Source organism: Methanosarcina sp. MSH10X1 (assembly GCF_004099695.1).
Lineage (GTDB): Archaea > Halobacteriota > Methanosarcinia > Methanosarcinales > Methanosarcinaceae > Methanosarcina.
On record NZ_SCHL01000021.1, the window covers coordinates 16,612 to 43,591 of the forward strand.

The 26,980-nt window shown below is 43.9% G+C and carries 28 protein-coding genes; 12 read left to right on the plus strand and 16 right to left on the minus strand.

Going from position 1 to position 26,980, the window contains the following annotated elements; genetic code table 11:
* Position 1: 1 nt before the first annotated feature.
* Both EQO05_RS13040 and EQO05_RS13045 read right to left on the minus strand, forming a co-directional pair.
* Complete coding sequence (locus tag EQO05_RS13040; RefSeq protein WP_128507205.1) at positions 2 to 1,054, minus strand: lipopolysaccharide assembly protein LapB; 1,053 nt, start codon at positions 1,052 to 1,054, stop codon at positions 2 to 4.
* Between the two features lie 310 nt (positions 1,055 to 1,364).
* Entirely contained in the window at positions 1,365 to 1,754 is a 390-nt protein-coding gene (locus EQO05_RS13045; protein ID WP_205793814.1) for a hypothetical protein, read from the minus strand.
* Between the two features lie 436 nt (positions 1,755 to 2,190).
* Between EQO05_RS13045 and EQO05_RS13050 the strand changes: the two genes are divergently transcribed.
* Positions 2,191 to 2,997 (plus strand): serine/threonine protein phosphatase, encoded by an 807-nt coding sequence (locus EQO05_RS13050; RefSeq protein ID WP_128507207.1) that lies wholly within the window; start codon positions 2,191 to 2,193, stop codon positions 2,995 to 2,997.
* Positions 2,998 to 3,173: 176 nt separating this feature from the next.
* Here the strand turns inward: EQO05_RS13050 and EQO05_RS16025 are convergent, their stop codons facing one another.
* The 3 genes from EQO05_RS16025 to EQO05_RS13060 form a co-directional block, all read right to left on the minus strand.
* Complete coding sequence (locus tag EQO05_RS16025) at positions 3,174 to 3,284, minus strand: tetratricopeptide repeat protein (RefSeq protein ID WP_240664675.1); 111 nt, start codon at positions 3,282 to 3,284, stop codon at positions 3,174 to 3,176.
* Positions 3,281 to 4,363 (minus strand): lipopolysaccharide assembly protein LapB, encoded by a 1,083-nt coding sequence (locus tag EQO05_RS13055; protein ID WP_240664677.1) that lies wholly within the window; start codon positions 4,361 to 4,363, stop codon positions 3,281 to 3,283. Before EQO05_RS13055 ends, EQO05_RS16025 begins: the two co-directional genes overlap by 4 nt.
* 564 nt (positions 4,364 to 4,927) lie before the next feature.
* Positions 4,928 to 5,215 carry a hypothetical protein gene (locus EQO05_RS13060; protein ID WP_128507209.1) on the minus strand — a complete coding sequence of 96 codons (288 nt, stop codon included), beginning with the start codon at positions 5,213 to 5,215 and terminating at the stop codon, positions 4,928 to 4,930.
* Positions 5,216 to 5,523: 308 nt separating this feature from the next.
* On the opposite strand from EQO05_RS13060, the gene EQO05_RS13065 reads away from it, so the two are divergent.
* Complete coding sequence (locus tag EQO05_RS13065; RefSeq protein ID WP_128507267.1) at positions 5,524 to 5,928, plus strand: FxsA family protein; 405 nt, start codon at positions 5,524 to 5,526, stop codon at positions 5,926 to 5,928.
* Between the two features lie 12 nt (positions 5,929 to 5,940).
* Here the strand turns inward: EQO05_RS13065 and EQO05_RS13070 are convergent, their stop codons facing one another.
* From EQO05_RS13070 to EQO05_RS13085, 4 genes are all read right to left on the minus strand, one after another.
* A complete protein-coding gene (locus tag EQO05_RS13070; RefSeq protein WP_128507211.1) occupies positions 5,941 to 6,657 on the minus strand; it encodes an LrgB family protein in 717 nt (238 codons plus the stop codon).
* Positions 6,658 to 6,659: 2 nt separating this feature from the next.
* Positions 6,660 to 7,139, minus strand: coding sequence for a CidA/LrgA family protein (locus tag EQO05_RS13075; RefSeq protein WP_128507213.1), 480 nt, complete (start codon positions 7,137 to 7,139; stop codon positions 6,660 to 6,662).
* Positions 7,140 to 7,324: 185 nt separating this feature from the next.
* The gene (locus EQO05_RS13080) at positions 7,325 to 7,603 is read right to left on the minus strand and encodes a hypothetical protein (protein WP_128507214.1); all 279 of its coding nucleotides are present in this window, start codon (positions 7,601 to 7,603) and stop codon (positions 7,325 to 7,327) included.
* A gap of 61 nt (positions 7,604 to 7,664) precedes the next feature.
* Positions 7,665 to 9,023, minus strand: a complete 1,359-nt coding sequence (locus tag EQO05_RS13085) for a M14 family metallopeptidase (RefSeq protein ID WP_128507216.1) — start codon at positions 9,021 to 9,023, stop codon at positions 7,665 to 7,667.
* Between the two features lie 204 nt (positions 9,024 to 9,227).
* On the opposite strand from EQO05_RS13085, the gene nifS reads away from it, so the two are divergent.
* The 6 genes from nifS (at position 9,228) to truD (ending at position 15,325) form a co-directional block, all read left to right on the plus strand.
* The gene (gene nifS, locus EQO05_RS13090) at positions 9,228 to 10,418 is read left to right on the plus strand and encodes a cysteine desulfurase NifS (RefSeq protein ID WP_128507218.1); all 1,191 of its coding nucleotides are present in this window, start codon (positions 9,228 to 9,230) and stop codon (positions 10,416 to 10,418) included.
* Between the two features lie 34 nt (positions 10,419 to 10,452).
* A complete protein-coding gene (gene nifU / locus EQO05_RS13095; RefSeq protein ID WP_128507220.1) occupies positions 10,453 to 10,842 on the plus strand; it encodes a Fe-S cluster assembly scaffold protein NifU in 390 nt (129 codons plus the stop codon).
* Between the two features lie 159 nt (positions 10,843 to 11,001).
* Positions 11,002 to 11,988: a tetrahydromethanopterin:alpha-L-glutamate ligase gene (gene mptN / locus EQO05_RS13100; protein WP_128507222.1), complete on the plus strand. Its 987-nt coding sequence runs from the start codon at positions 11,002 to 11,004 to the stop codon at positions 11,986 to 11,988.
* A gap of 207 nt (positions 11,989 to 12,195) precedes the next feature.
* Complete coding sequence (pth2, locus tag EQO05_RS13105) at positions 12,196 to 12,543, plus strand: peptidyl-tRNA hydrolase Pth2 (protein ID WP_128507224.1); 348 nt, start codon at positions 12,196 to 12,198, stop codon at positions 12,541 to 12,543.
* A gap of 187 nt (positions 12,544 to 12,730) precedes the next feature.
* Entirely contained in the window at positions 12,731 to 13,972 is a 1,242-nt protein-coding gene (locus tag EQO05_RS13110) for a transglutaminase family protein (protein WP_128507226.1), read from the plus strand.
* Between the two features lie 36 nt (positions 13,973 to 14,008).
* Positions 14,009 to 15,325, plus strand: a complete 1,317-nt coding sequence (truD, locus tag EQO05_RS13115) for a tRNA pseudouridine(13) synthase TruD (protein ID WP_128507228.1) — start codon at positions 14,009 to 14,011, stop codon at positions 15,323 to 15,325.
* A 208-nt stretch (positions 15,326 to 15,533) separates the two neighbouring features.
* Here the strand turns inward: truD and EQO05_RS13120 are convergent, their stop codons facing one another.
* From EQO05_RS13120 to EQO05_RS13145, 7 genes are all read right to left on the minus strand, one after another.
* A complete protein-coding gene (locus tag EQO05_RS13120) occupies positions 15,534 to 16,646 on the minus strand; it encodes a HEAT repeat domain-containing protein (RefSeq protein ID WP_240664680.1) in 1,113 nt (370 codons plus the stop codon).
* Between the two features lie 285 nt (positions 16,647 to 16,931).
* Positions 16,932 to 17,474, minus strand: coding sequence for a hypothetical protein (locus EQO05_RS15830; protein WP_205793816.1), 543 nt, complete (start codon positions 17,472 to 17,474; stop codon positions 16,932 to 16,934).
* A gap of 418 nt (positions 17,475 to 17,892) precedes the next feature.
* Positions 17,893 to 18,195 (minus strand): hypothetical protein, encoded by a 303-nt coding sequence (locus tag EQO05_RS13130; protein ID WP_240664682.1) that lies wholly within the window; start codon positions 18,193 to 18,195, stop codon positions 17,893 to 17,895.
* A gap of 453 nt (positions 18,196 to 18,648) precedes the next feature.
* A complete protein-coding gene (locus EQO05_RS16145; protein WP_255420859.1) occupies positions 18,649 to 18,783 on the minus strand; it encodes a hypothetical protein in 135 nt (44 codons plus the stop codon).
* A gap of 252 nt (positions 18,784 to 19,035) precedes the next feature.
* Positions 19,036 to 20,640: a glutamine hydrolyzing CTP synthase gene (pyrG, locus tag EQO05_RS13135; RefSeq protein WP_128507230.1), complete on the minus strand. Its 1,605-nt coding sequence runs from the start codon at positions 20,638 to 20,640 to the stop codon at positions 19,036 to 19,038.
* A gap of 429 nt (positions 20,641 to 21,069) precedes the next feature.
* A complete protein-coding gene (locus tag EQO05_RS13140) occupies positions 21,070 to 21,825 on the minus strand; it encodes a hypothetical protein (protein WP_128507232.1) in 756 nt (251 codons plus the stop codon).
* A 14-nt stretch (positions 21,826 to 21,839) separates the two neighbouring features.
* Positions 21,840 to 22,022, minus strand: coding sequence for a methytransferase partner Trm112 (locus EQO05_RS13145; protein WP_205793818.1), 183 nt, complete (start codon positions 22,020 to 22,022; stop codon positions 21,840 to 21,842).
* Between the two features lie 525 nt (positions 22,023 to 22,547).
* Between EQO05_RS13145 and cooS the strand changes: the two genes are divergently transcribed.
* The 4 genes from cooS (at position 22,548) to EQO05_RS13165 (ending at position 26,604) form a co-directional block, all read left to right on the plus strand.
* Positions 22,548 to 24,431: an anaerobic carbon-monoxide dehydrogenase catalytic subunit gene (gene cooS, locus EQO05_RS13150; protein WP_128507234.1), complete on the plus strand. Its 1,884-nt coding sequence runs from the start codon at positions 22,548 to 22,550 to the stop codon at positions 24,429 to 24,431.
* Between the two features lie 6 nt (positions 24,432 to 24,437).
* Positions 24,438 to 24,947 carry a 4Fe-4S dicluster domain-containing protein gene (locus tag EQO05_RS13155; protein WP_128507236.1) on the plus strand — a complete coding sequence of 170 codons (510 nt, stop codon included), beginning with the start codon at positions 24,438 to 24,440 and terminating at the stop codon, positions 24,945 to 24,947.
* 170 nt (positions 24,948 to 25,117) lie between these two features.
* On the plus strand, positions 25,118 to 25,573 hold the full coding sequence (locus EQO05_RS13160; RefSeq protein ID WP_128507238.1) for a universal stress protein: 456 nt from the start codon (positions 25,118 to 25,120) through the stop codon (positions 25,571 to 25,573).
* Positions 25,574 to 25,668: 95 nt separating this feature from the next.
* A complete protein-coding gene (locus tag EQO05_RS13165) occupies positions 25,669 to 26,604 on the plus strand; it encodes a nucleoside recognition domain-containing protein (RefSeq protein ID WP_128507240.1) in 936 nt (311 codons plus the stop codon).
* Positions 26,605 to 26,980 lie beyond the last annotated feature (376 nt).

Genomic DNA, 26,980 nt, shown 5'->3' on the forward strand with positions numbered 1-26,980 from the left:
GTTACCAGGCAGTTCTCTTGAAAGACTCAACCTGCCTGTAAATTTCTTCGGCTTCCGCGTACTGCCCTTTTTCTTTTAGCAAATCAGCGTACCCCCGCAGGGTTCCGAAATGCCCGGGATCAAGCTCAAGCGCTTTTTTGTACTGGACTTCAGCCTCGTGCCTGTGCCCGAACCTGGCAAGCAGCCTGGCATATTCACAGTGAGCTTCGACGTCTTCAGGGCTCAGTTTAAGGGCACACCTGAAATGTACCCTTGCCCCATGAATGAACCCATGCTCTGCAAGCAGACGGGCATAGAAAAGATGCGGACGAGGGTCATCAGGATCGGCTTTGAGGGCTATTATGTAATGTTTTTCGGCATCGAGGGGTTCACCTTTTTCTTCAAGAAGGCGAGCATAGCGGAAATTGGATTCCACATGGTCAGGCTCAAGCTTAAGAGCCTGAGTATAATGGTAACTTGCCTCTGTTCTTTCCCCGCGTCTGGAAAACAGTATCCCGTACCCGCAGTGAGCGTTTACGTTCTCCGGGTCAAGAAGCAGGGCTCGGCTATACATTTCTTCGGCTTCGTCCATCTTGCTGAGCCTGTAGAGCAGGCAGCCGTAATTGCAAAGCGTTTCTACATGAAAAGGATTGAGTTCCAGAACTTTTTCGTACTGAACTCGTGCAGTTTCAGTTTCTCCCTTTCTCGCCAGAACTGCCCCGTATCCGCAAAGAGCTTCGGTATTTTCAGCATTCTCCCTGAGCACTTCTTTGAATTCTCGTACAGCAAGTTCGTCAAATCCAATCAAAAAAGCCGTTTTTCCCGCTTCCATAAGCGTGTCTTTCCGGACTCTTCCTGAGGATAGCGACGCACAGGCTCTGGAAATTACATATTTCTCCCTGTGCATCGAATCTTTACCAAAAATAGATGAAAGTTTTAGCAGGGTTTCCTGAGAAAGCGCATGCTCAGTTGAGAAGGAAACGACAAACTCAATGATCTTGTCAAGGTCACAGCTATCGGCTTCAACTTCTTCGATTACACGAAAAACCAGCCTGTCTACAGCATCAATCTCCATGCCTAAAACCTCCTGAAATTTACCTCTAAAGAGACTTTACCCGGCTGGATATAAATAGTTGGCTGTATAACTCTGTTATAAAATTCATATGTTAAATCTCTACAATATTGAAAACAACAAGAGGGTAAAATCAAGAAAATTGAGAAAATTAAGGAAATAAGAAATTAGAAAATCAAGAAAATTGAGAAAATTAAGGAAATAAGAAAATCAAGAAGATTAAGAAAGCGAGAAAGGGAGGATTAAATTAACTACCCTCCCTGAACATTAATCTGAAAGCTCTTAACTTATTCAAATCCTGCTCCTTTCTTTATTACACCCGGCTTACATGCAGACTGTATCGCGTTTCTACATCATATGTACCCTTAAGTTCCTCTTCGGTCAGGATTCCTTTTTCTATCAATCTGCTTAGGGTTTTCCTGTCAACCGATTCGACTATATCCCAGAGGTCTCTCTCCATAAGATAGGATTTTAATCTGTTGACGCGCCAGAGTTTCCATTCAACCTTATGCCGCCTTAGTTCCACATTACCTATTCTCAATACATCGATATCTTTTTCCGTCAGGGTATTGAGGATACGAGTTCTCAGCTCCTCTCTGCGCTTTTCCAGAACTGAGATTGCAGAGACAACATCATCATATTCAAGTACAACATCCGTAAGATCCATGTCTTCAGGATCCTGCTCATTGATATCAAGTTCCATATTTTGCCCCCCTGTTTATGCCGATAAAATTTTCATAATTCGATTTAGTTGACTGGATCTTTAATCAGCTGAATTTTTAATTCACTGGACTTTTAATTGATTTAGACTGGACTTTTAATTGATTTAGACTGGACTTTTAATTGATTTAGACTGGACTTTTAATTGATTTAGACTGGATTTTTAATTGATTAGACCTCTAACTGACTGGACTTCTAATTAGCTTCTAATTGACTGATTTTCAAGCTTATTAATACTTGATTTTAGACTTTGACACTTATAAGCCTGCCTTTGCAAAAGAAGATTGAGAACCTGATGGCATATACGAGTGCTTGAAGCATTTCTTCTTGAAGCCTGGAAATGTTTATCGCATAAAAATCCCCTCTCCTATAAGTAAGAAATCTGGCCTCCCCTGGAGGCTCTTGAATCGAGGTGGGCCGTGGTATCAGGAAAGGCTTCAAGGAAAATTGCCGCAAAAGAAGAACTTCTACGCTTTCTTCCGGAAATAAACCGAATTTTTGATTCCGAACCTGCCGTGCTTCGAATTAATTCCGAACCGGTAATGATTGTTGGGGACATTCACGGAGACCTGGAATCCCTCGAATTCGTGCTAAAAAGAAGAGAAGAAATGAATTGTAAAAATCTTCTTTTCCTCGGAGATTATGTGGACAGAGGACCGCAGGGTACCGAAGTCCTTATAAGGCTTTTCCGGTTGAAGCTTGAAGACCCTGAACATATATTCCTGCTCAGAGGAAATCACGAAACTGTGGATATGAATCTCTACTATGGTTTTTTTGAAGAGATAGGGTTCGACCGGGCTTTTCTCCTGAGGGTAAGCGGCACATATGATAAAATGCCGATAGCAGCCGTACTTTCGAGGCATACTTTCTGCGTGCATGGCGGAATCAATGGGACCGGCAGCCTTGATGAAATCAGAAAGGAAGAGTCATTTCCCTATCTCTGGAATGATCCTTCGAACCGTCCCGGAATCACCGCTTCAACCAGAGGTTCGACTGTAAAGGAGTTCGGGCCGGACATTGTGGATGGATTTTTAAAAACAAATAACCTGAAAAGAATAGTAAGAGGCCATACAGCCCTTGATAAAGGATATAGATGGTGTTTTGACGGAAAACTCCTCTCCCTCTTTTCCTGCCCGGACTATGTAGGATTCGGAAATGCTGCGGCTCTTGCCCTCTTTGAGAAAGGAGAAATAGAGCTTTTTGTCTTCGAGGAGGGAGAGGAATAAGAAATTTTACTCGTGTTGAACGTTCTTTCCTGAAAACCGTACTGAAAATATGTCCCGAGAATCTAAATCTGTATCCTCGGGATTAATTAAAAGTAAAAAAAGAAAATGCCGGATTGGATGTTAATTTGGGCAGGAAAGAAGTTAGGGAAACCTTATAAAAACCCGAACTTTTTATTTTAGTCCAGAATAATCCAGGTTTCTGTCATCTTGCTTCCTATGTCAGGATCGAGCTGCATAGCCTTCATGTATTCCTTTTTGGCTTCGTCAAAGCGCCCCATCTTTCTCATAAGAAGGCCGTAACTGTATAGTGAAGGGGAGGATAATACGGGTTCAGGGCGAGAGCCTTATTATATTCATCCTCGGCTTCGTCAAAACGCCCGGTTTCCGAAAGAAGATTTCCGTAGCTATAGTGTCCTTCAGCACTTTCAGGATCCAGGCTGAGCGCTTTCTTATATTCCATCTCAGCCTCGTACCGTCTTCCAAAGCGGGCAAGGAGATTTGCATAATTGGAATGGACTTTTGCGTCGTTCTGGTCAAGGGCAAGAGCTTCCAGGTACTGTGCTTCGGCTTCTGAGACCCTGCCTTCTCTTGCAAGGAGGTTTCCATAGTTAAAAAGAGTCCGTCTGTGCCTGGGATTTAGAGAGAGAGCTTCTCTATACTCGATCTCGGCTTCTGAGAAACGTCCCAGGAAAGAAAGCAGGACTCCGCAGTTGTGGCGAAGGCTTGGGTCTTCAGGGTCCAGCTTTATTGCAAGCCTGTACTCCTTCTCAGCATCCCTTAGCCTTCCCAGCTCAAAGAGCAGGTTTGCGTACCCCCCTCGCGCAGGGACGTAGTCAGGGTCGACCATAAGCGCCCTTGAGTAGTACTCTTCGGCTTCCCTTACATACCCGTACTCGGTCAGGATGTAGGCGTACCCTGCATTTGCTTTTACATGCTCTGGTGAGGTTTCAAGCACCATTTTATATTCCTTCTCAGCATCCTCAGTCTTTCCAAGTTCCAGAAGAAGTTCGGCATAGGCACATCTTGCATCTCCGTTCTCTGGACTTTCTTTTAGAACCTCCAGATAACTTGCCTCCGCTTCAGGGAAAAAGCCCAGAAGATGCGCTGCAGTACCCAGTGCAAAGCAGGCATCCTCACGTAGTTTTCCGGAAGCCCTTATATAACAGGCTTCTGCAAAAACATATTCTTCCATAACCATTTTCTGCTGCCTGCAGGCATTGGAAAGATCAAGCAAAGTATTGGGGGAAAAAGATTTTTTTTCAGCAAGCTCCAGGGCAAAATCAACTGCAGAAGACAGATTTTTCTGATCGGATCCGATTATTCCAATAACATCATATATAAAGTCATCAATTGCATCGAAGTCCATAAATCCGGCACCTCAGAAAAGTGATTGTTTTTAGGGGATAAGTGTAACTATCTGTGTAACATCCGGACTATATTTTAGATTTGATAGAATATATTAGTGCGTGAGTAGTGCGTGGGGTCTGGGGTATAATATTATTTCATTAATAGTGCGTTAGATTACGAACATAATATTATACCTATCATATAACAGACTATCCCCTTTTCTCGCTAAATAAAACAGCTGCCTGCTTAAAACAACGGAACTTTCCTGATAGAACAGGCTTTACAAGATAAAAGTAGCCCTGTTAAAACAAGAGAATCCGAAAAAATAAATGTATATTTATAAAAACCTGATGATTATTTATCTTAGATAAAAGGGAAATTAAAGCATATAAATAAAAAGTCTATGGAATTAACCAGCCTGCCAGTAGAGCGAATAATAAGCTTGGAATATGAATATTAAACAATGTAGACTGAAAATGGATAAAATAGCCACTCGGTTCTGGATAAGAATCAGTTCTGCCAGTATAGTTAACCTGATCGGTTAATACTGGTGCCAGTTCTCTTTCTACTCCTTGTTTACATTCTATTTGTGGTTCGGTCCTGAACTTAGTGATAAACCTGAAACGAGACCGATAGCCACACCTATAGACATTCCGAGGATGTAACCAGTGGTCTGAGAATCCATTGCCGGACCGAGAACAAAACTTCCAAATAGAATTCCAAGGACTGCCCCGGCTCCAATTCCCGGCGCCATCCATCTCCCGCGAGGCTGCTCTGCTCTCTCTCCTTTTACTCCGTCTTTTCTACTCCTGGCTTCATTCATAGCTTTCCATCCTTTTTGCCTGTCTGTGTGCTTTTCTCCTGCTGGCATTGGAAATTAGTTAGCTGTTGATCCTTCGTGTAATGTCCCGCCGGTATTGCGAATTTAGCCCCGCAGCCGGTATACAGATTAACTATCAAGTGTTTATATCGTATAGTAGGTACACTTCATATATTCTTTTATAAGTCCTCTGGAAACTGAATCCTTTGGGGAATGACCCAAAAGAAAATATATGATAAAGGCAGTAGCACCTCTCTGTAAGACTTAAAAAATACCCAAATTACTGCTAACTTACTTGAGAATCATTAATAAGTATATCTCAGTAATAGTAAATATCCAAAATTCTGAAAATGATCAGCATGTTTTTTAAACTCTTCTCCATTTTCCTGATTATTCCCATTATTGAGCTTTATCTGCTCATTAAAATCGGAGGAATGATCGGGGCTTTAAACACCGTGCTAATTATTCTGATAACCGCAACCCTTGGCGCCTACCTTGCAAAATCCCAGGGTTTTCGCGTACTCCGCGAAATCCAGGAGGCTACGAGCAGGGGTTACATGCCCGGAAACGAGCTCCTGCACGGACTATTCGTACTGGTTGGCAGCTTTGCCCTTCTAACTCCGGGTTTCCTGTCCGATATAATAGGGCTCTCCATGCTTGTTCCCCAGATCAGGGAGATCTATGTGGGAATAGCAAAAGGGGTTATAAGAAAAAAGATACAGAATGGACAGTGGCAGATGAGAATGTATACAAATTTTCGATGACCGGGATGCCGTTTAAGATATAAATCTGAAGACGTAAAGCAGCAGGGGAACCAGGAAAACCGTAACTAACCCTGCAATTCCTATTGCAAGCCCGCTCATTGCTCCTTCGGTTTCTCCAAGTTCTATTGCCCTTGTTGTTCCGAGCGCGTGGGATGCAGTGCCAATTGCAATGCCGACTGCAACTTCGTCTTTTATCCGGAAGCAGCGGCAGATATAAGGACCCAGGACAGCCCCTGCAATCCCGGTAAACACAATTGCAGCTACTGTTATTGCAGGCAGACCGCCTATCTGTTTTGAGATTTCTATTCCTACGGGTGTGGTTACGGATTTAGGGGCAAGTGATCGGGTTATGATCTCATCAAGCCCCAAGAGGGTAGAGAGGGTGAAAATACTTGAAACTCCGGCTATACAGCCTGCAGTTATTCCTGCAAGAATGGGAAGGGCATCATTTTTTAAGAGCTGGATTTTCCTGTAAAGAGGCACAGCAAGCACTACCGTAGCAGGCCCGAGGAAAAAGGAAATGTAATCGCCCCCGAGGTTATAAATCTCAAAATCGATTCCGAAGTACAGAAGGAAGGCCATCACAAGTACCGACGCCACAAGCAATGGATTAAGGATGGAAAGCCGGGTCTTCTTATACAGGTGTGTACCTATCCGGAAAGCTACTAAAGACAGTAAGATCCCAAACAGGGGCGTATTAAGAAATTCATTCAGGGAATCTGCCTGCAACTTTAACTCACCTCTTCTGCTCCTTTCTCGCAGGCATTTACTCTTTTTGATTTAGTCCCGAATCTGCTGTCATTGCCTTCAATACCTTTATCACCCTCATCGCCTTCCTTTTCTGTACAGCAGGCTGTGTTTGCCGGCTTTTTCCCGAGAGACCTTTGAACAAATTCCACTGTAAGCCCTGTTACAGCAAGGGTCACAGCAGTGGAGATAAGGGAAATCACAAGAATAGCAGTCCATTTTCCTTCAAGCAGGGCGAAGCAGGTTATCAGGCTGACCCCTGCGGGAAGGAAGAAAAAAGCCAGGTTCTCAAGGAAAAAATCGCTTATTTTGCCTATCATGTTGAGTTTAATTACACCTGAGTACAGTCCGAAGAAGAGGATGAGCATTCCTATGACATTACCTGGGACCAGCAGCCCTGTCACTTTCTGTATCAGCTCGCCCAGAAAAAATATACCCAGAATAATTGAAAATTGTTTTAGCAAAATTACTTTTTCCCTCCACCTATTGGGTTGGACTATAAAATTCCAGTATATTAAGTCTTTGGTTTACCGGAAGATCCCGTATTCTAGTTTCTCAATAAACTGAGTTCGGTTGCTATTCAAAAGGGCAGAAATATAGTGAAGACAGGTTAATGCCAATTTATCAATAACAACTATTTGCCTGACTGTCAATACGGGTCTGAACGGTCTTCGGGTAACGAACCATTGTCACTCACATCCTTCACCCGTTCTTTTTCTATTTTTTCAGCATCGGCAAGAATCTCTATCTGGTATCCCTTTCCCGATAGGTAATCAATCAGCTCGTCCGGGAGTACTCCCTGGATTTCAAATAAGCCGTCAGCAAGTTGCTTTGCCGTCTGCCCGAATACATCAAGGTCATACAGGCGCTGGAGGTCACGCAACCGATCCCATGTATCGGTATGAATTCTTACAATATAATGGCCCACGTGAATCAGTCCTTCCCCCGGGGATGTCTATTCCTGGAATAAATCCCTATAATATCGTTGCTTACTGCCCGGCTGCAGCCAGGCAAAGTTCACTCATGGCAGCACAAACATCCTGGATGATATGGCTCATTTCACTTAAGGGTGGAACGAATTCCTCCCCGAACTCGATGGTATAAGCATGGACCTTCCTGTTAAGCCCGTTTACGATATGGCGGCTGAAGGCATAGTCATCTGATGTCGCTGATGTTGGATAGAGCCCGACAGACTGTTGAATTGTGTATCTTTTGCCGCGTACAGCCTCCAGTGCGCTGTTCATACGATTAGCGAGATTTATAATCATATCCTTATCCTGCGCGGATATAAACTCTCCATAAAGCGTATCGTTCAGATTCCCGCGTTTTCCGTTATATACAGGATTCGAAAAGTTCTGTCCGGGATCGGTAGTCTGGTTATTATCATCTCCCCAGTTATGCAGTATAAGCCCCCCGTAACTGTGCACATCCACGTAATAACCGATATTCGGAAAGGTGTCGAAGAGATGGCGTACATTACTGGATTCAGGCTCGGAAAATGCACTTTGCCCCTTATACGTGAAACTGGATGGACTGGAAGAGGTTCCAATCCCACTGTCCCACAGGAAATCAAAATTCCGGTTTAAATCCACACCCTGAGAGGAAGCCCCTGCAGCAGTGTTCGGGTTGCGGTTCTTACGCCACCAGAAATGCTGAGGATCGCCAGAATTTGGATTATAGGTCTGGCTGTAGTGCTTGCCATCCGGATTCACATCAGGGAAAACAAAAATATCAAGGTTTTCAAGAATTGCACGGACCTGAGTTACAGGGAAACTCTTCCCTCCGTAGGTTAGCTCGCTGCCGGCACTATAAGCATTGATGAGATTGACGAGGAAGTTTACGCAAATATCCGAACCACCCCATTCCCGCGCATGCATACTGCCCGTGAAAAGTACACCGGTTCTGCCCGTATTCGTTCCGACACGTACTCGGACAGCATGGGATATCCTGTTCTCCCAGGTGCGGTTCGGGAGTTTGATAAGAGTTACGAGATCGGGGTGCAGAGCCTTGAGGTTAATAAGCGCGGACTCTACCTCGTCTGCGGTCATATAGCCCATTACTGCACGCTTTTCAAATCCCGAGAGCCCTGCAACTTCAGCGAAGCGGTTGATGTGCGAAACTTCCTGCACACGTTCTTCAGCTACCCTGGACAGATCGGAAACAGACTCGACGGTGTAACCCGCCGCCCCAACCTGCCGAATCTCTTCCTCCGTTAAAACACCCGGAACCATAAAGCGGTCAGCAGCCAGTTTTCGTGCAGCACGATACTTTAAATCAAGCTCGAATTTATCAAGCTCCCTCAATTTTTCAGGAGTTTTAGCGGTTATTCGGACTGAATAGATTGCCATTTAAAATACCCCCGTCAGGAATCCCCGTATCCTCACTAATGCCCGGTGCCCAGCATTCCCGGGTGCCATATCTCCTGACGCTTTTTCAGATCTGAATTCGTAGATATATTGATTATTGTATAAATGGACTGGTGATGGTATCAGGGAGGTGAAATATACAATAAATTCATATTGCGCAAACCCCTATTTTCATAGGGGGTCCTGATGGTAGAAAAGCGCTTTGTTTACATGGATCACGCAGCCACTACCTTTACAAAACCAGAAGTGGTTGAAGCTATGCTGCCTTTTTTGGAGGAACATTTCGGAAATCCTTCTTCTCTGTATTCAATAGGAAGAGAAGGCAAGGAGGCAGTGGAAACCGCCCGTGAGCAGCTTGCAAAGGCTCTGGGTGCCAATCCTGAAGAAATATACTTTACTTCAGGGGGAACCGAGTCCGATAACTGGGCTATCAAGGGGACGGCTTTTTCCAGGCGAAGGAATGGAAAACATATCATAACGACGCCAATCGAGCACCATGCCGTGCTTTACCCCTGTGAGTACCTGGAAACGCAGGGATTTGATGTGACCTACCTGCCTGTAGACAGGTATGGGCTTGTAGATCCTGCTGAGGTTGAAGCTGCACTCAGGGAGGATACTATTCTTATCTCGGTAATGTATGCAAATAATGAGATCGGCACAATAGAGCCTATTTCTGAGATAGGTGAGATCGCAAGAGAGCATGAGATTCCTTTCCATACCGATGCCGTGCAGGTCATAGGTAAACTCCCACTTGACATGAAAACGCAAGATAAAAACGTTGACATGCTTTCCCTTTCCGCTCATAAGTTCTACGGACCCAAGGGAATAGGAGCGCTATATCTGCGGGAAGGAACAGAAATCGACAATTATATGCACGGAGGCGGCCAGGAGCGCAAAAAGCGAGCAGGAACCGAGAACGTTGCGGGTATTGTCGGATTGGGAAAGGCAATCGAACTTGCAGCAGCGAATGTTGATAATCATAATGAAAACATGAGAAAAATGAGAGACCGGCTCCTTGCCGGACTTCTGGAAATCCCCAGCTGCAGGTTAAACGGACATCCGGAAAAGCGCCTTCCAGACAACCTGAATCTCAGTTTTGAGTATATTGAAGGCGAATCTTTGCTTCTTATGCTTGATGGGATGGGAATCTGCTGTTCTACAGGGAGTGCCTGCTCCTCAGGTTCTCTTGATCCCTCGCACGTGCTCAGGGCAATAGAGTTGCCTCCGGAAATAGCTCAGGGCACACTTCGCCTGACCCTTGGGGATCAAAATTCCGAAGAAGACATTGATTATGTGCTTGAAGTCCTGCCTGAAATCGTCGAAAAGTTAAGAGCCATATCTCCTTTTTATAAGCCCGAGAATATATGTGAAAAATAAAAACGTATAAGATAGTAAGAACGGGGGAAATACTGTGTATAATAAAAAAGTTATGGATCATTTCATGAATCCCAGAAACGTAGGGGAAATTGAGGATGCCGATGGCATCGGAGAAGCAGGAAACCCACACGGTGACCATATGAAAGTTTTCCTGAAAATCCGGGACGACCGTGTTGAGGACGTGAAGTTCAAGACTTTCGGTTGTGCGGCAGCAATCGCATCCAGCAGCATGGCGACTGAAATGATAAAAGGAAAGACTCTGAAAGAGGCGTGGGACCTGACAAACGAAGCAGTCGCAGAGGCTCTCGAAGGCCTTCCTCCAGGCAAACTGGAGTGTTCAGTCGTTTCCAGGGAAGCTATCCACAGAGCAATCAATGAATACCGGAAAAAGCAAGGGCTGGAAGCATTACCTGAGCAAGCCTGATAAAAAGGGAATAAAACAAACCCAAGCCGCCAGAATAATGGAGAACCAGTTATCCCGGAAGGAACTGCCGCAAAGCCCGAGAAACTTTAAACATCTGCAGCATTCCGCATTTGTGGAACTTATCGTAAACTTGATCTGGTGTTCTCCCGATCATACTCCATGAAAAAAGTAGGGATTATAATCACAGACCCGGAGGACTGGACAGCCAGAGCGCTTACTGAAGACGCGAGAAAAAAAGGTTTTTCTCCTTTTGTCCTGGATCTCAGGAGAGCAGAAGTTAGCATTAATTCGACAACTGGCGAATTAGCAGCTAAGAAATCAACAGCTATCTTTAGAGTTGGAGATATACGGCTCTGTGATCTTGACGCGATAATTGTGAGGGATGCGGGTGCAGGCAGCTTTGAGGGCTTGTCTTTCAGGTTTGATATTCTCAGGGAGCTGGAAGCCGAAGGAATACCTGTTGTCAATTCCGCTGAAGCTGTCCGGAATGCTGCAAATAAATACCATGCTTCCTATCTGCTGGCAAAAGCCGGACTGCCTGTGCCCGAAACTGTGGCTGTTCAGAGTGTGGAGACGGCCCTGAAGGTGATATCAGAATTCGAAGATGCTGTCATAAAGCCTGTATTCGGATATAAAGGAAAGGATATTGCAAGAGTAAAAAACGGTGAAGTAAGGTTTTCGGATAGAAAAATAGAACCCTCATGCCCGGAAGAAATTCTCAATCAGCTGCTTGAAGCAAGGGGTATGCTTTACATTCAGGAATTTATAGAGAATCCGGGAAGAGATATCAGAGCCTTTGTTGTTGATGGCACGGCGATAGGAGCAATTTACCGCAAAGCAGCATCCGGCTCATGGGTCAACAATCTGAGCCGGGGAGGAAGTGCTGACCGGTGTGTGCTTACGGAAGAACAAAAAGAAATTGCTGAGAAAGCGGCCCTCGCAGTAGGCACGACTTTTGCAGGCGTTGATATTATAGAAGGTTTGAATGAGAAGCTTAATAATGAAATTAAGGCTCATTCCAGCCAGACAGGGTTAAAACCTAGAGTTCTTGAAGTTAATGGAACACCATCAGGGAAAGGTATTTTTGATGCCTGGGGGATAAATCCTGCAGAATATATTATGGAATACATTAGAAACATTTTATGAAAGAATTATAAATGATATCAACATATATGATATAATCAAACCATTAGACGAAAGTATTCTGGAGTTTTAAGATTTACTTCGGAGCCGGATCGACCATGATAGAAATATTTGGAATGCGAATGTAGAACCGATATTTGAATAAATCCGGATACTCCCATCAAAAACCTTTAAGAAATAGATGGACCTTGAATAAACCCGAGGCAAAGGATGAGTGAATATAAACAGTGTATTGTTACCAGGGACGATCTGAAGCTTTCCAAAGGCAAGTTTGCAGTACAGGTAGCTCATGCTGCCGTTTCTGCTTCCGAATGGGCAAGCAAGAATGATCTTGAGAAGTGGAAGGAAGGCGGGCAAAAAAAAGTTGTCCTGAAAGTCCCTACCCTTAAAGACCTTTACGAGCTTAAGGAAAAGGCAAGACGGGAAGGGCTCCCTACTGCCCTAATACAGGATGCGGGGCTTACGGAAATTCCGTCTGGAACAGTCACAGTTCTGGGAATAGGTCCGGCAAAGGAAGAGCTTATAGATAAAGTTACGCGGGACCTTAAACTTGTTTAAGTGCCGGGAGCCTGAAAATCAGGTTTTGAAAGGCTGAAATTAGATTAAGCCGAATAGAAGTTATCTGTACGATAGCTCCTCCGATCAGGAAAGAGGCTCTGCCCGTGTTTAGTTCAGGGCAACCTTTCTGAAAGAAAACTTGACCAAAGAATAGAGGTTTTGTCGGTATTCGGTTCAGGAGGGCAGTATGAAGGATTCAGGGGTTTCAGGAAAAGATGCAGCTTCAGTGACTGCCGTTTTATGCGTATTTCTTATAATTGCCACATTTACCGGGATACTGTCTTCGGATTCAATTGAGAATCTAAAAGATGAAGTAGCGGGTTATATCGCCTCAGGATTTGAACCAGGAAGCCCGGAAAATACTTTTACGCCTGAGCCGGCTTTATTTACTTCCCCGGCAATACCCACTTATTCTCCCAGGAAAAACGAACTCACGCCAGTATTGAGAACTCCGTTACAGCCTGGTTTTTCCCTGAGCAGCAATTATCAGACCTCAGAGTTTTTCCAGGGAGAGCCGGGCTATATAAGAATCAGCATTAAAAACGAAGGAAGAAATCCCATTTTTATTGACAGGTACGGGGTCTCGGTTAATTCCTCCGAAAGCCGGATTTATTCCGAGGACTGCGGTGCTTTGATTTCTCCAGGTGAGGAGGCGAATCTCGGAGTAATCGTTGTTCAGGTCCCTGCAGAAGAAAAAGCCAGTTTCAAAATAGTCCTCTCGCTGCTTGCCTCGACCTCGGAAGGCAAATGGCACGAATATGATCACTATTTCCTGAAAGATTTCACTGTAAACCTGAAGCCAACTCCAGAAAAATCGATTCCAGCGTACCGATATAATCCAGCTTCTTACTTTGAGACCATAAACCGACTTGTTGAGCCAGCCGAACCTGATGTAAGGAGTAAGGCAGCCGAAGTGGCTCGCTCATATCCGGGAGCATATAATATGTATCAGGTATGTGCCCTCTTTGACATGGTAAAAGAGAAAATAGAGTATATCAGCGACCCGAGAGGCAATGATATCTGGGAACCTGCTAATGTCACTCTAAGAATAGGAGCCGGTGACTGTGAAGACCAGGCAATTCTTCTGTCATCCCTGCTTGAGGCTGTAGGGGGCACAACCCGGGTTTACCTGACCAACAGCCATGCCTTTGCAGCGGTTTATATAGGAAATGGTACCGCTGCAACAGATGCTTCAGTCAAGGGAGTCAGGGCTTATTACGGAGACGTCGATGTGAATTACCTGACCGACGAATACGGTTCCTGGTTAATGCTCGACCCGACGTCAAGCCTTTATGCAGGTGGGCTCCCCGGAAAAACGGCTCAAGCAAGAGTTAAGGCAGCTGAAGAGGATGAAACATACAGAAGCTGGACTTTCGTAAATACAAGCGAAGTAAGAGTTATTGATATCAATCCAAGATGGCCTTTATAATTTCAGTAGATATTGATTGAGGAGAGTTTTTTATCCATGCAAGTGCCGGAAATTGAAAAACAGATAGGAGTAAACCTTTACTCCACAGATACCGACGGCCTCGGAGGGCAGCTTCGCCAGGAAGTAGAGGATTTCATTGTTAAGGAGGTTACGAATCGGGAGGAAGGACAGGAAGGAAAATACCTTATTCTTGAACTTACAAAGCGCGACTGGGATACGCATCACCTGACCCGGACTCTTGCAAAAATTCTTCAAATAAGCCAGAAACGGATCAGCGTTGCAGGCACAAAGGACAAACGTGCTCTTACCACTCAGAAAATCAGCATTTTTGATGTCGGCGCCTCCGAAATTGAGAAGATCCATTTAAAAGACGTGGAGTTGAAAGTCCTGGGACGTTCCCGTAGATCCGTAGAACTCGGAGACCTGTGGGGAAACGATTTCATAATTGCAATCCGGAATATAGCCTCTTCGCCTGAGGAGGCGCGCAAACTGCTCGAAAAGACTACAAACGGAATTCTGGTCCAGGGAGGAGTTCCGAACTTCTTCGGAATCCAGCGCTTCGGTTCTGTGCGCCCTGTTACACATCTGGTCGGAAAAGCCATTGTGGAGGGAGATTTTGAGAAAGCTGCCCTGCTTTATATTGCCGAACCTTTTCCTGATGAGCCGGAAGAAACAAAAAAAGCTCGCCAGTTTGTCAAGGAGACCCGGGATTTCAGGGAAGGCTTGAAAACCTACCCCATCCGCCTCGGGCATGAAAGAGCTATGATGAACCATTTGATAGCAAATCCTGATGACTTCGCAGGCTCTTTTCTGGTGCTCCCGAAAAACCTTTACAGAATGTTCGTACACGGCTACCAGTCCTATATATATAATACAATCCTGTGCAGACGAATCGAAAAAGGTCTTTCCCTGAACCAGGCTGTGGAAGGCGATATTGTCTGTTTTAAGAATGAGCTCGGTCTGCCGGACTCCTCAAAAACCGAAAAAGTAGAAGCCGAAACTGTAACTGCCATGAACCGCCTGATTAAGAGAAACCGGGCTTTCATAACCGCTCCCCTTCCGGGTTATGGCACGGCGTTTGCTTCAGGCCTGCCGGGAGAAATCGAGCAGGAGGTTCTCGGAGAACTCAGAGTTCCCCTCCAGGGCTTTAATATTGAGGAAATTCCCGAGATGAGTTCGAAAGGCACAAGACGGGAAATCCTCCTTCAGGTCGAACCGAAGTTTGAGGTTGACGAGGATGACCTGAACCCCGGAAAATCAAAAGCTGTGCTTGAATTCATGCTGCCGAAAGGAAGTTATGCAACAATCGTACTCAGGGAATACATGAAGGTAGACCCCCTGCAGATGAGCTGAAACTGAGAAATCAGGTACAATCGAATACTTTAAGTTTTCTTTTGTGTATGTACTTCCTTTTTTTCTTTTTTATTGCTTCTTGACACGTTTAAGTGCCGTGAAAGTTAAGCTCGCCTGGGCAGCAGCTCTTTTAAAATTTAAGAATATAAGAATTGAAATAAGCCCGGACAGGATACCTCTACCTATAATGCTTCAGGTAAAATCCGGATCAAGATTTATTTACATAAAGCGCCGCAGCTAACATGCTTAACACTGCGAACACCGACCCAGACTCTGGAATAGTCCTGCGCTTCGGTTCACCCCCGGCTGTTTTGCCGATTTTTTCAGATTCTCTATATATTTCCTGCTCTGGCTCTGAGTTTTCCTCTATATTTTTTATTACTTTCGGCAAAATTTCCTCATCCAAAGGAAATTCTACATAGCTGAATATAACAGGCACATCGGCAACTCCAATCTCTTTTCCCGCCAGGTCAAATATCTCGTAAATATCATCAAGAGTTGAATTGTTAACTTCCGAGCCTTCCAGAATTCCTACTCCTACACGGTTCTCAATGCTCAAGCCATAGCTTACAACCGGCCCCTTGGGATAAGTGTAAGGCTCCATATATTTTCTTGCAAGGGTGCAGATTCTACGGAGCTGGTCATACCATTCTCGCCTCTGGTCTTCAATATAGAATTCGGGCTCTCTTCCGTAAGTTGTAATTAATGTATTTTTCTTTTGAGCTTCAAGGCTTTTAAGCCCCAGTTTTGCAAATACGCGAACTGTTTCATCTTCATCGTTCAAAGCGGTCGTAAGCGGCTCAACTGCGCGTTCGTCTCCAATTCTACCGAGAGCTTCAGCCGCACGCACCCGGACACTGGAATCTTCATTACCAAGGGCTATGATTAAAGGCTCTATTGCTGGCTCACCCATCAGACCAAGGTTATAGCCCAGGTCTGCTCGAAGTTCCGGTTTTTCTTTGAGTGCCTGAATCATGGGCTGAACTGCTCTTTCATCTTTTATTCCTGCAAGGACGGCAATGACCTTCATCTGGAGGAACACATTTTCGTTCTCGTCCTGCAAGATCTTAATAAGAGGCTCTACGGCAGGCTCTCCTATTTCTACAAGAGCGTTAGTTGCAGCACTTTCAACTTCCCACTCCTGATCCGTCAGCAATTTAATGAGTGGCTTTACAGCTTTTTCATCCTTTATTTTGCCGAGAGTAATAGCTGCATTTTCACGGATCTCCGGGTCTCTGGAATCCAGTGACAGGATTAAAGGTTCTACTGCAGGCTCTCCAGCTTCAACCAGGGTTTTTACGGAATCCGCTTTAAGATTCACATCCTAAGAGTTAAAATTCTGAATTAAAGTCTCGACTTCCTGTTTATCTAAGGCAGCGCTGGCTACTTGAACACTGGAAAATGTAAGCAACTGGATAACCATCAGCGTGAACAATATAAAAACGATTATTAAAGGAATTCCCAACCTTCTAACCTTCATTTGATCACCTGATCCATATTTATTCAGAGCGCAAAAACTTTAAACAGGAATACTGGTTGGATGATCATAAATTAAAGACTGAAATAAAAACTAAATTAAAAAGTAAATTAAAAATTTTAATAATTTTTATTCTGTTACTGTGACCATATTAAGAGATACCAGTCTCTTTACTTCTTCTTTCGGGAGAAGATACCCATTGTAACCGTCAAGTTTTGGGTCTGCCGGATTTACCCCGTATTTTTCAATATAGTCTGCCTCTGCTTCCTTTATGATTCCTGACATTTCCTGTTCGCTCATTACCACATCATAATCCACACCTTCTTTCAAGCCTTCTGAAGGTTCGCCTGTTTCAGTGACCAGCACTCTTGTGGTACTGTGCAAAACTGTGCCTTCCAGGTAATTTGGGAGTTCTCCCCTGGCAAATTTGAGGTCATTCTCTGTAATATTGTGTCTTCGATACAATTCCTGCAGTTCTTCATCCGTATAACTTAGATTACCAGATGTATCAGTTGTCGCTTCAGCTTTAACCTGAGTCTCTTCATCGGTGTGATTATTATTATCGAAATAAATCACTTTAAACGCTACCTGGTTATGATATTCATAATAAATGCCCAGGATTACAGCAATACATACGAGGGCTATGACCATGATTATTTTTCTTTTATTCATGTTGTGGGACCTCAACAGACTGTTAGCGATACAACCTGATTTATGACCATGATTATTTTTCTTTTATTCATGTTGTGGGCTCGGAAATACATGAATCCTGTAGATAAGTTTTAAAAAGTTATCTAGCTCTGAACATATATATTTTTCTTATTCTGATAAAGAGTTTAACAAATTTAATGGAACTTAGAGGAGGATATTTCTCATTATTTCTGGGCATAAACATAAAAAACAGCTGCAATTTTTAAAATTCAACATAAAGTTTGATAAATTCCATCGGAATCAGGAGATTTCCGTGGAATTTAAACCAGTAAAAAGGAGATAAAAACTCTGAAATTAAAGTTTTTAAATACTTACTAAACACTTACTATTGCCTTGAATATTTACTATTGCCTTTAATATTTACTATTGCCTGACTGCATTAAACTCGATTATTCAGTTTTTCAGCGGTCTTATACGCGTCATAGATTCCATAGGCCCACGTAACTGGATAGGTAATAAACCCGATAAGGATAAAACAAAGAAAAACATTTATTACCTGGATGCAAATAAGCAGCATTCCCTTCACAATTTCGCCATTATAAATCTGGCCGAGTCCTGAAAAAAAGAATGATGCTACGGCAGCAAGTCCAGGGTTCTTCATAACTTTTACATTTTGTCCGGCAACAATGATTTCAGGATTCTGCACCTGAATATTCTGGTTTTGAGCATTTGTTGTTTCCATCTATTCACTCCCCAATTACTCTAATTATTATCCTGGTTTTCCAAGAATTAACTTGGTTAAACTTACTTTCTCTTTTTTGACTGTGAATAGTCAATATCTCAGAATGTATATAAACTTACTCAGTGAGAAATCACTCAGATAGCAAGAAATTAATAAAGTTTTCATTATTTATTAACCATATAAAATTCTAACTAATAAAAAAGTCAAATGTTAATTAGATTGAAATAAATCTCTTAATAAAGAGAATATGTCAGTATATAGCGCAAGGGCAGAGGGGTTGAGAAGTACTGGAACCTAGAAAAAGGGAATAAGAAAAGTAAGATAATAAAAAGGTGACAGAGGAATTTAAAATTGTTTTATGAGAGTTTTAATTAAAAATTGGTGGGAGAGGGGTGAATAATCCCCGGATCTTCTCACACGCTATATAGAAAAGAATATCTATTTAGTCAGGAATTATTTTTTCTTCTTTTCCTTTGCAAGCTTCTTTTTGGCGTCCTTGCTACCTGCAGAAGCCATTTTTTCCAGCTCTTCCATCTTTTCTCTCTTAGCGATCTTCTTCTTATCCATATCTTTTTTAGACATTGCCATAGTGCATACCTTCATAGTATTCAATGAATGCAAAATCCGTACAGGCATTACTGATTTGAAATGCCTTAAACAGATGTCGCGTAATTCCTCATTCTCAGTTTTAAAAGTATTTATCAGTTTCCCGCGAGATAAAAATTCTTCAGCAGAGTATCAGGTTGAATCAAAGCTTCGAATTTATTCAGTGCGGGATTAAAAAGAATATGACAAAGGGAATTCGAAATCGTAGATTCCCTTAAATAATTTTTACCTGCATTATCGTCCTTCTCTTTCCTTTCTGTACCTGCACATTGCCCCGACAAGCCCATTGAATGGGGGAGACGGCCTGCCCGGTCTTGACTTGAACTCAGGGTGGAACTGGGAACCAAAGAAGAAACGCTTGCCAGGAATCTCGGCAATCTCCATCCTGTTCTTGTTTTTCCCGGAAAAGACAATGCCAAAAGACTCAAGCCTGTCCACGAATTCAGGATTTACCTCGTACCTGTGTCTATGGCGCTCGACAATATAATTGGTCCCGTAGATTTTTGCGGCGATCGAGCCTTCTTTAAGGACAGCCTCATAGTCCCCAAGGCGCATGGTTCCGCCCATATCCGCAACACCGGTTTGCTCGGGCAGGATATCAATTACCGGGTAAGGGGTATCCTCATCAAACTCCGTACTGTTTGCCCTTTCAAGTTTGGCTACATTCCTGGCAAATTCGATAACTGCAAGCTGCATACCCAGGCAGATTCCCAGGAACGGAATATCGTTTTCTCTGGCGAACTTTATTGCCATTATTTTACCTTCGGTTCCGCGCCCGCCAAAGCCCCCAGGAATAAGAATTCCATCGTACTGCACCAGTTTCTCAATCTCAGCCGGATCTTCTTCCAGGGTCTCGGCTTCAACCATGTTAACTTCAACCCTGCATTTGTTATTAATTCCTCCGTGTTTGACGGCTTCGAGAATACTGAGATAAGAGTCCTCAAGATTGGTATATTTTCCCACGATTGCCAGCCTGACCATATCGGTTGTGGATTTCATCCTTGCAACCATTTCCTTCCACCCGCCGTTTTCGACACCCGATTCAAGTTGCAGGTGTTTCATAAGCTGGGTGGTCAGGCCCTGCTCTTCTATAGAAAGAGGTACTTCATAAATGTCGTCGGCATCATAGGCACTGATAACCAGTTCCTGGGGCACGTCACAAAAGAGGGCTATTTTTTCTTTGGCACTTTCCTGAAGAGGAGTTTTTGATCTTGCAACAATGACTTCAGGGCTGAGACCAAGGGCACGGAGTTCCTTTACAGAATGCTGGGACGGCTTGGTCTTTTGCTCGCCCTGAAGGTCTTCCATAACCAGGGTCACATGAATAAATACGATATTTTCGGAAGGCTCTTCCCTGTGCATCTGGCGTACAGCCTCAAGGAAAGGCATACTCTCGATGTCCCCGACCGTTCCTCCGATTTCAACAAGACAGATATCAGCCCCACTCCTGGCAGCTACCTTTCTGATCCTGCTTTTTATCTCATTTGTAACATGGGGAATAATCTGGACGGTTTTTCCGAGATAGTCCCCTCTCCTCTCTTTGGAAATTACTTCCTGGTAAATCTTGCCTGTGGTAAGGTTATGGTCTCTGGTAAGTTCCGTATCAAGGAACCGCTCGTAATTCCCGAGATCCAGATCAACTTCACCCCCGTCCTTGAGCACAAAGACTTCCCCGTGCTGGTAGGGGCTCATCGTGCCTGCATCTATATTGATGTAAGGGTCGATCTTGATAGCCGTAACTTTATAACCTTTGTTTTTCAGGTTTCTGCCAATGGATGCGATGGTAATGCCTTTTCCAAGCCCGCTCATCACCCCACCGGTAACTACGATATACTTCATGGATAAGCTTCCTCAATAGTTTTCCTAATAGCGGTTTCAGACTAAAGGATATTAAGTGGAATTAGACAGGAAATAATCAAATTAATAACGTGTAGAAAATCTGTCAATAATCCTCTGGTACGAACACAATACCAATATCGTCATGATATAAAAAACACTCTCTAGTTCTAAAAAAACAGGCTCAAATAAGGAATGGAAGTAAGAGAATGGACTCTGATGAAAAATGATCGATTTCTGTAATTTTTATAAATTACTAATATAAAGCGCAGGGCAGGAAAACCCGGAGGGGGAAGCATAAAAAGTTCAACTTCCCAGGGCTTTCGGCTACTTCGCAAGTATGGATCTTCGGAAGAATTTTCCGTACTTTTCTTAGCTATGGACCTGAATTAATGAGTATAAACCAGGTTGAGATTAAGTTTCCCGAAGGATTTAACCTTCTTCTGCGATTTTTAGCAGGATATACGTCATAAATGTCACAAAAAAGATTGAAAACATAAGCGACTGGACAAAACTAACTTTAAATTGCAGGCTAGCTGGCAGAATAAAGTAAAGGAAGAATAAGCCTGTAAGCAATAAAAAGCCTCCAAAAGCCATGCTAAGAGGAAGTTTTTCATTCCCACTTACATTTCTGTGGGTCTTTCTTCCCGCAGGAGCCGGAAAGCCTCCTGTGAAGCTTTTACGAATAAAAGATGAGAACCCACCAGACCCTTTTCCGCTTCCTGACTTCGGGCGAGAGACTCTCTTTACAGGCAGTATAACCTGGGGATTTTGAGAACTCAATTCCTCGTCTTCATCTCCTGTATAGACCTCGTCCTTCGAGTGTTCCTGCGGCTTTGATTCAACTTTGCCGAGCTGAACCTGAAAACCTTTCTTCCTTGAGCCGTAGCCTGCTGTGATATAGATCTGCCCTTTTGTAAGTATCCTGCCCTCGGGGGGGATTCTTGCAACTGCGGAAACATACTCTTTTTGAAGCACATACGGATTATCCCTCAGAAAAGTGATCTGGCCTTTCAATTCTTCACTTACTGAAAAATGGATATGAGTAGGGGACCCGTAGTTTGTGATCAGGATTTCAAAGGTTTCTTCTCCGCCGGGAGAAAGAGAAATCTCGACACTTTCTTTTTCAAACTCGATTGAGTTTATTTCCTGTCGGTTGATAATAACATTCTGGAATATCTGCTGCAAGTTTAACCCTCACATCAGTGCCTGAGGTCAGGAGGAAGCAAATTCGGGATTCCCTCATCTATTGGATAGTGCTCCTTGCATACGGGGCAGTATAGGGTTCCGGATATGACCTCTTCTTTATTTTCTTCGACAACGTTCAAAATCAGGTCGCCCTTACATACAGGGCAGGCCAGAATATCCATAAGATCTTTTTTCACCAAAATTCACCGTTAAAGCCGCTTTTCCGATAGGGGAAGAGAGAATTTTACTTAGGGTCGGAATAGTTTATTATTTTTTTCATTCTTTCTTAATCCCGTGAGCATTAAATTATCCCGCTATCTACGGTATTCAATTCATCCTCCTATTTTAATGTAATCTATATATTTGCAGGCACTTATGATTTGAGTGATTATAAGTTTTATCAAATGTATTTCTTTATATATGAGAAAAAATGCGGATTTTAAAAAAGTATATAAAATAATAACGTTTAACGTTTGATAACTCTGGAGGATTTTTTGATTAGCTGGCTTTTAGCTTACATAGCACTCACTATCAAAAAATAAGGTATTCGACATTAGGAAACCTGGAATTCAAGATTGGAAAACTTAGAACCATCCGGGCTATTTATTTCAGGAATACAGTTTAAAATATATCAGTAGAATTAAAAATTCTCTATTAGAATCCTGAAACCGGAACAAGCCCCGGAAAGTTCAGGGAATATAAAGAAGACTGTGGGATATGAGATGAAACAGGAAATATACGAAAAAAGCATTGACCCTGCAACCCGGACCATGCTGCAGAAAGCCGAGGAAGAAGGTATTGATACTGCCTGGGAAAGATATGAGAAGCAACTACCTCAGTGCAGTTTCGGACAGCTCGGAGTCTGCTGCCGGAATTGCAATATGGGCCCGTGCCGGATAGATCCTTTCGGGGAAGAAGCTGATAGGGGGATTTGCGGTGCTACTGCAGATATCATTGTTGCAAGAAATCTTCTGAGATCAATTGCTGCAGGTGCAGCAGCTCATTCCGATCATGCGAGAGATGCAGTACTGGCCTTTAAGAAGATGAGTGAAGGAGAGGCTGTAAGCTACAGGATAAAAGATACAGCAAAACTGTTATCCCTCGCATCGGAATATGGAATTTCCTGCGAAGGGGAAAGCCTGGAGGAAGTGGCAACCAGACTCGCTGATATCCTGCTTCTGGAATTTGGAAAACAGGAAGGGCCCATCCTGTGCACCAGAAGAGCCCCCGAGATAAGGCTCAAACTCTGGGCCGAGCTTGGAATAGAGCCAAGAGGAATCGATCGGGAAATAGTAGAATGCATGCACAGGACGCACATGGGTGTGGATAATAATGCGGTTCATATTCTGCTCCAGGGACTGCGCACAGGACTATCGGATGGCTGGGGAGGCTCGATGATCGCCACCGATATTCAGGACATACTTTTCGGAACCCCGCAGCCGAGAAGAAGCACCGTTAATCTGGGAGTACTGTCAATGGACAAAGTAAATGTGATCGTTCACGGGCATGAACCGGTTCTTTCAGAAATGATAGTCGAAGCCGCCGAAGATCCCGAACTTCTTGAACTTGCACAGGAAAAGGGTGCGGCAGGTATAAATGTTGCAGGGATTTGCTGTACTGGCAATGAAACCCTGATGCGGCACGGGACCCCCATAGCAGGAAACTTCCTCCAGCAGGAACTGGCAGTAATTACAGGCGCTGTGGAAGCTATGGTAGTGGATGTCCAGTGTGTTATGCCCTCGCTTGGAGAGCTTACGGGATGCTACCACACAAAGTTTATATCTACATCCCCAAAAGCCGATTTTCCTAATACCTTGAGAATGGAATTCCACGAGGACAGGGCTTATGAAACCGCAAAAGAAATCATAAGGACGGCCGTTGAGAACTTCCCTAACAGGGTTCCGGAAAAGGTTGCCATACCTGAAGCTAAGCAGGAATGCATTGTCGGTTTCAGTGTCGAAGCCATCCTTAATGCGCTTGGCGGAAGTCCTGATCCCCTTATTGAGGCGATAAAAAGCGGAGCAGTTAGGGGAATCGGGGCTGTTGTAGGCTGTAACAATATAAAAGTGAAGCACAATGACAGTCACGTTAATCTTGTCAGGGAACTGATTAAAAACAATGTGCTTGTAGTCACAACCGGCTGCAATGCAATTGCGTGTGCCGAAGCAGGGCTGCTTTTACCGGAAGCTTCCGAACTTGCAGGCGAAGGGCTGAAAGCCGTCTGTAAAGCCCTTGGCGTACCTCCGGTCCTGCACATGGGCTCCTGTGTTGATATCAGCCGTATCCTTGTACTTTCATCTGCGCTTGCAAACCGCCTGGGTGTGGACATAAGCGATCTTCCGGCAGCAGGAGCAGCCCCTGAATGGATGAGCGAAAAAGCGGTCAGTATCGGGGCTTATGTGGTTTCGTCAGGCGTATTTACTGTGCTAGGCACTGTTCCGGCGGTTCTTGGAAGCCAGGCTGTTACGTCCCTGCTCACAGAAGGCTTAAACGATGTGATCGGGGCGAGTTTTGCAGTTGAATCCGATCCTTTTAAAGCCGCAGACCTGATGCTTAAGCACATTGACGGGAAAAGAAAGGCTCTGGGCCTGACCTCAGAGAGATGATTCAGAATGAAAGATATAGTTATTCGGCCTGAACGCTGTCTGGGCTGCCGCTCCTGTGAGATTGCCTGTGCCGTTGCACATTCCGAGAGCAAGAATCTCTTTTCAGCTATAGGAGAAAAGCCGGCACCCAAAAAACGCATCAATCTGGAGTATGTCCCTGACCTTGAAATCTCTCTTCCCATTACCTGCCGCCACTGTGAGGATGCTCCCTGTGTTTCGGTTTGCCCTACAAAAGCTCTCTGCCAGGATGAAACTACCAGCACGGTAAGTTACACCCCTGAACGCTGTGTAAACTGCTGGACCTGTTCTACGGTATGCCCCCGTTTCATTTCTCTATACCAGATGATTCTCGTTATGGGCTGCTGGACCAGTTCCATGGTGTCGAATCGTGGAATAATTAGCAGGCAAATTAAAGCAGGAATAAAATGTGATCTTTGCGAGGGCAGGGACCAGCCTGCCTGCGTAGAGGCCTGCCCGACACATGCCCTTACTCTTTTCGAGAGGGAAGAAGATTAAAGGATGAAAGGACACGCAGATGCTCAGAAATTCTTAAAAAACCAGAATCTACTGGTGCATCCCGCTCAAGACAATTGACCCTGCTTGCGCCACCGCCCTCTTTATCAATAAGCGTATATAAAGTAGTGTTGCCCTATTAATGTGAAGAACTTAATAATGGGAAGTGAGGCATGACTAGTAGTGTTTACACGAAGATAATGGTTGCAACCGACGGTTCGGAACCTGTCAGAAGAGCAGTCGAAACAGCAGTCGAAATCGCAAAAATAAGCGGAGCAAAACTTTATGGTGTGTATGTGATCGCCTATTGGAGACCTTTGATAGCCTATCCCAGGGATGTTGGGTGGGAAAGGGCCACTCTCGAACACTTCAGAGCCGAAGGCAAGGAAGCAACGGCTTATGTCGAAAACTCTGCAAAAGCTGAAAATATCGAGGTAGAATCCGTACTCCTGGAAGGAGATCCTGCAAGTGAGATTGTCGATTTTGCAGAAGAAAATAATATTGACCTTATTGTCATGGGTACACACGGAAGAACAGGATTCCAGAAATTCCTGCTCGGAAGCGTGGCTGAAAGAGTGGTAAGGCACTCTAAAAAAGCAGTACTCGTCGTAAGGGGAAAAACTGTATAAAAAGGCAAATTATATAAACATTAAAATTTTTCAGAAAAGGAATTCCGGAACTTTTCCGGATATATTGATTTACCTTTCTGTACAAATAACTGGTAATGATAGACCTTTTAATCGAGGTACTGGATTTTGCGCTTCCCGTACTTGCAATGATTTTTGTGGGGCTCGTAGGCACAGGCATACTTGTAGAGCTGGGCCTCATGCAAAAATTCTCCAGGCTTGTGAGCCCTATTTTTGCCTACACCAACCTGCCTGATACCTGCGCTTCAGCCTTCCTTGTGTCAATAGGGTCTACGGTAGCTGCAAATAGTATGCTTTCCCAGGCAAAAAAAGAAAATTGTCTGGAGGATAGGGAGGTCCTGCTCTGTTCAATGATGAATGCTACCCCTGCCTATTTCCGGGAACTTTTTACCTACCAGATTCCGGTTGTCCTGCCTGCACTCGGCTTTGTAGTTGGAGGATTTTACTCCCTTGTATTCATAGTTACTGCCGTAGTCAAAATCCTGGTAATTGCAGTTGCAAGCAAACTTTTCCTTAAAGGCAATTCCTGCAGGGCTCCTGAACCGCAAGCCCGGAAGAAAGTATCCTTGAGAACTGCGGTTTACAGGGCTTTCAGGAAAGAGTTCAGGGCTTTTTTAAGAATTGCAGGGGTTTACCTTTTTGCAACTACAATTGTCTTCATACTTCAGGAACAGGGAGTTTTTGAAGTTTTCAGCGTACTGCCTCTTGCTGAACTTTTTAAGATCCCAGCCGTATCAATTGTCCCGTTGACAAGCTACGTAGCCAGCCCTATCCTTGGAATTTCACTTCTGGGTCCGATGATTCATTCAGGTGAGATTACGAACATACAGGCAATGATTGTGCTCATGCTTGGCAGCATGTTTATGCTCCCGATTTTTGCGCTTCGCAGCCAGATCCCAAGTAAAGTAGCGATTTTCGGTACGCGCCTTGGTGTTCAGATTGTCGTATACTCAACCGTAATAAGCCTGCTTGTGAGGCTCGCAATCCTGCTATTGCTGTTAAGCGCCGCATAATACAGGAGTGTCGGTACAGAAGCTATCTATAGAGAAATTATCGGCACAGGAACTACGGTACAGATATTGTCGAAAAATTTTTTAGAGAATAAAATAGAGAAAAAAATTAAAAAGGACCGTTCAGAAGGAAAGAAAAATAGAGAAAAAGTAACTAAAGATTACTTGTATAAACTTAACAAAGATATTAAAAACACAGTAGTGAACGGGGGTTTTTGGAGGAGGTTAAAATATGTTGGATATAATTATTGTCAATAAGATTTGATTTTGAGCTTTACCCGTTCACTATTCTCCTCTGACGATCAAGCTATATATAAGTATTTTGGTGCGTCAAAAAGATATCAGCCTTTTGTGCCAGAATATTAAGAATTTATTGAAT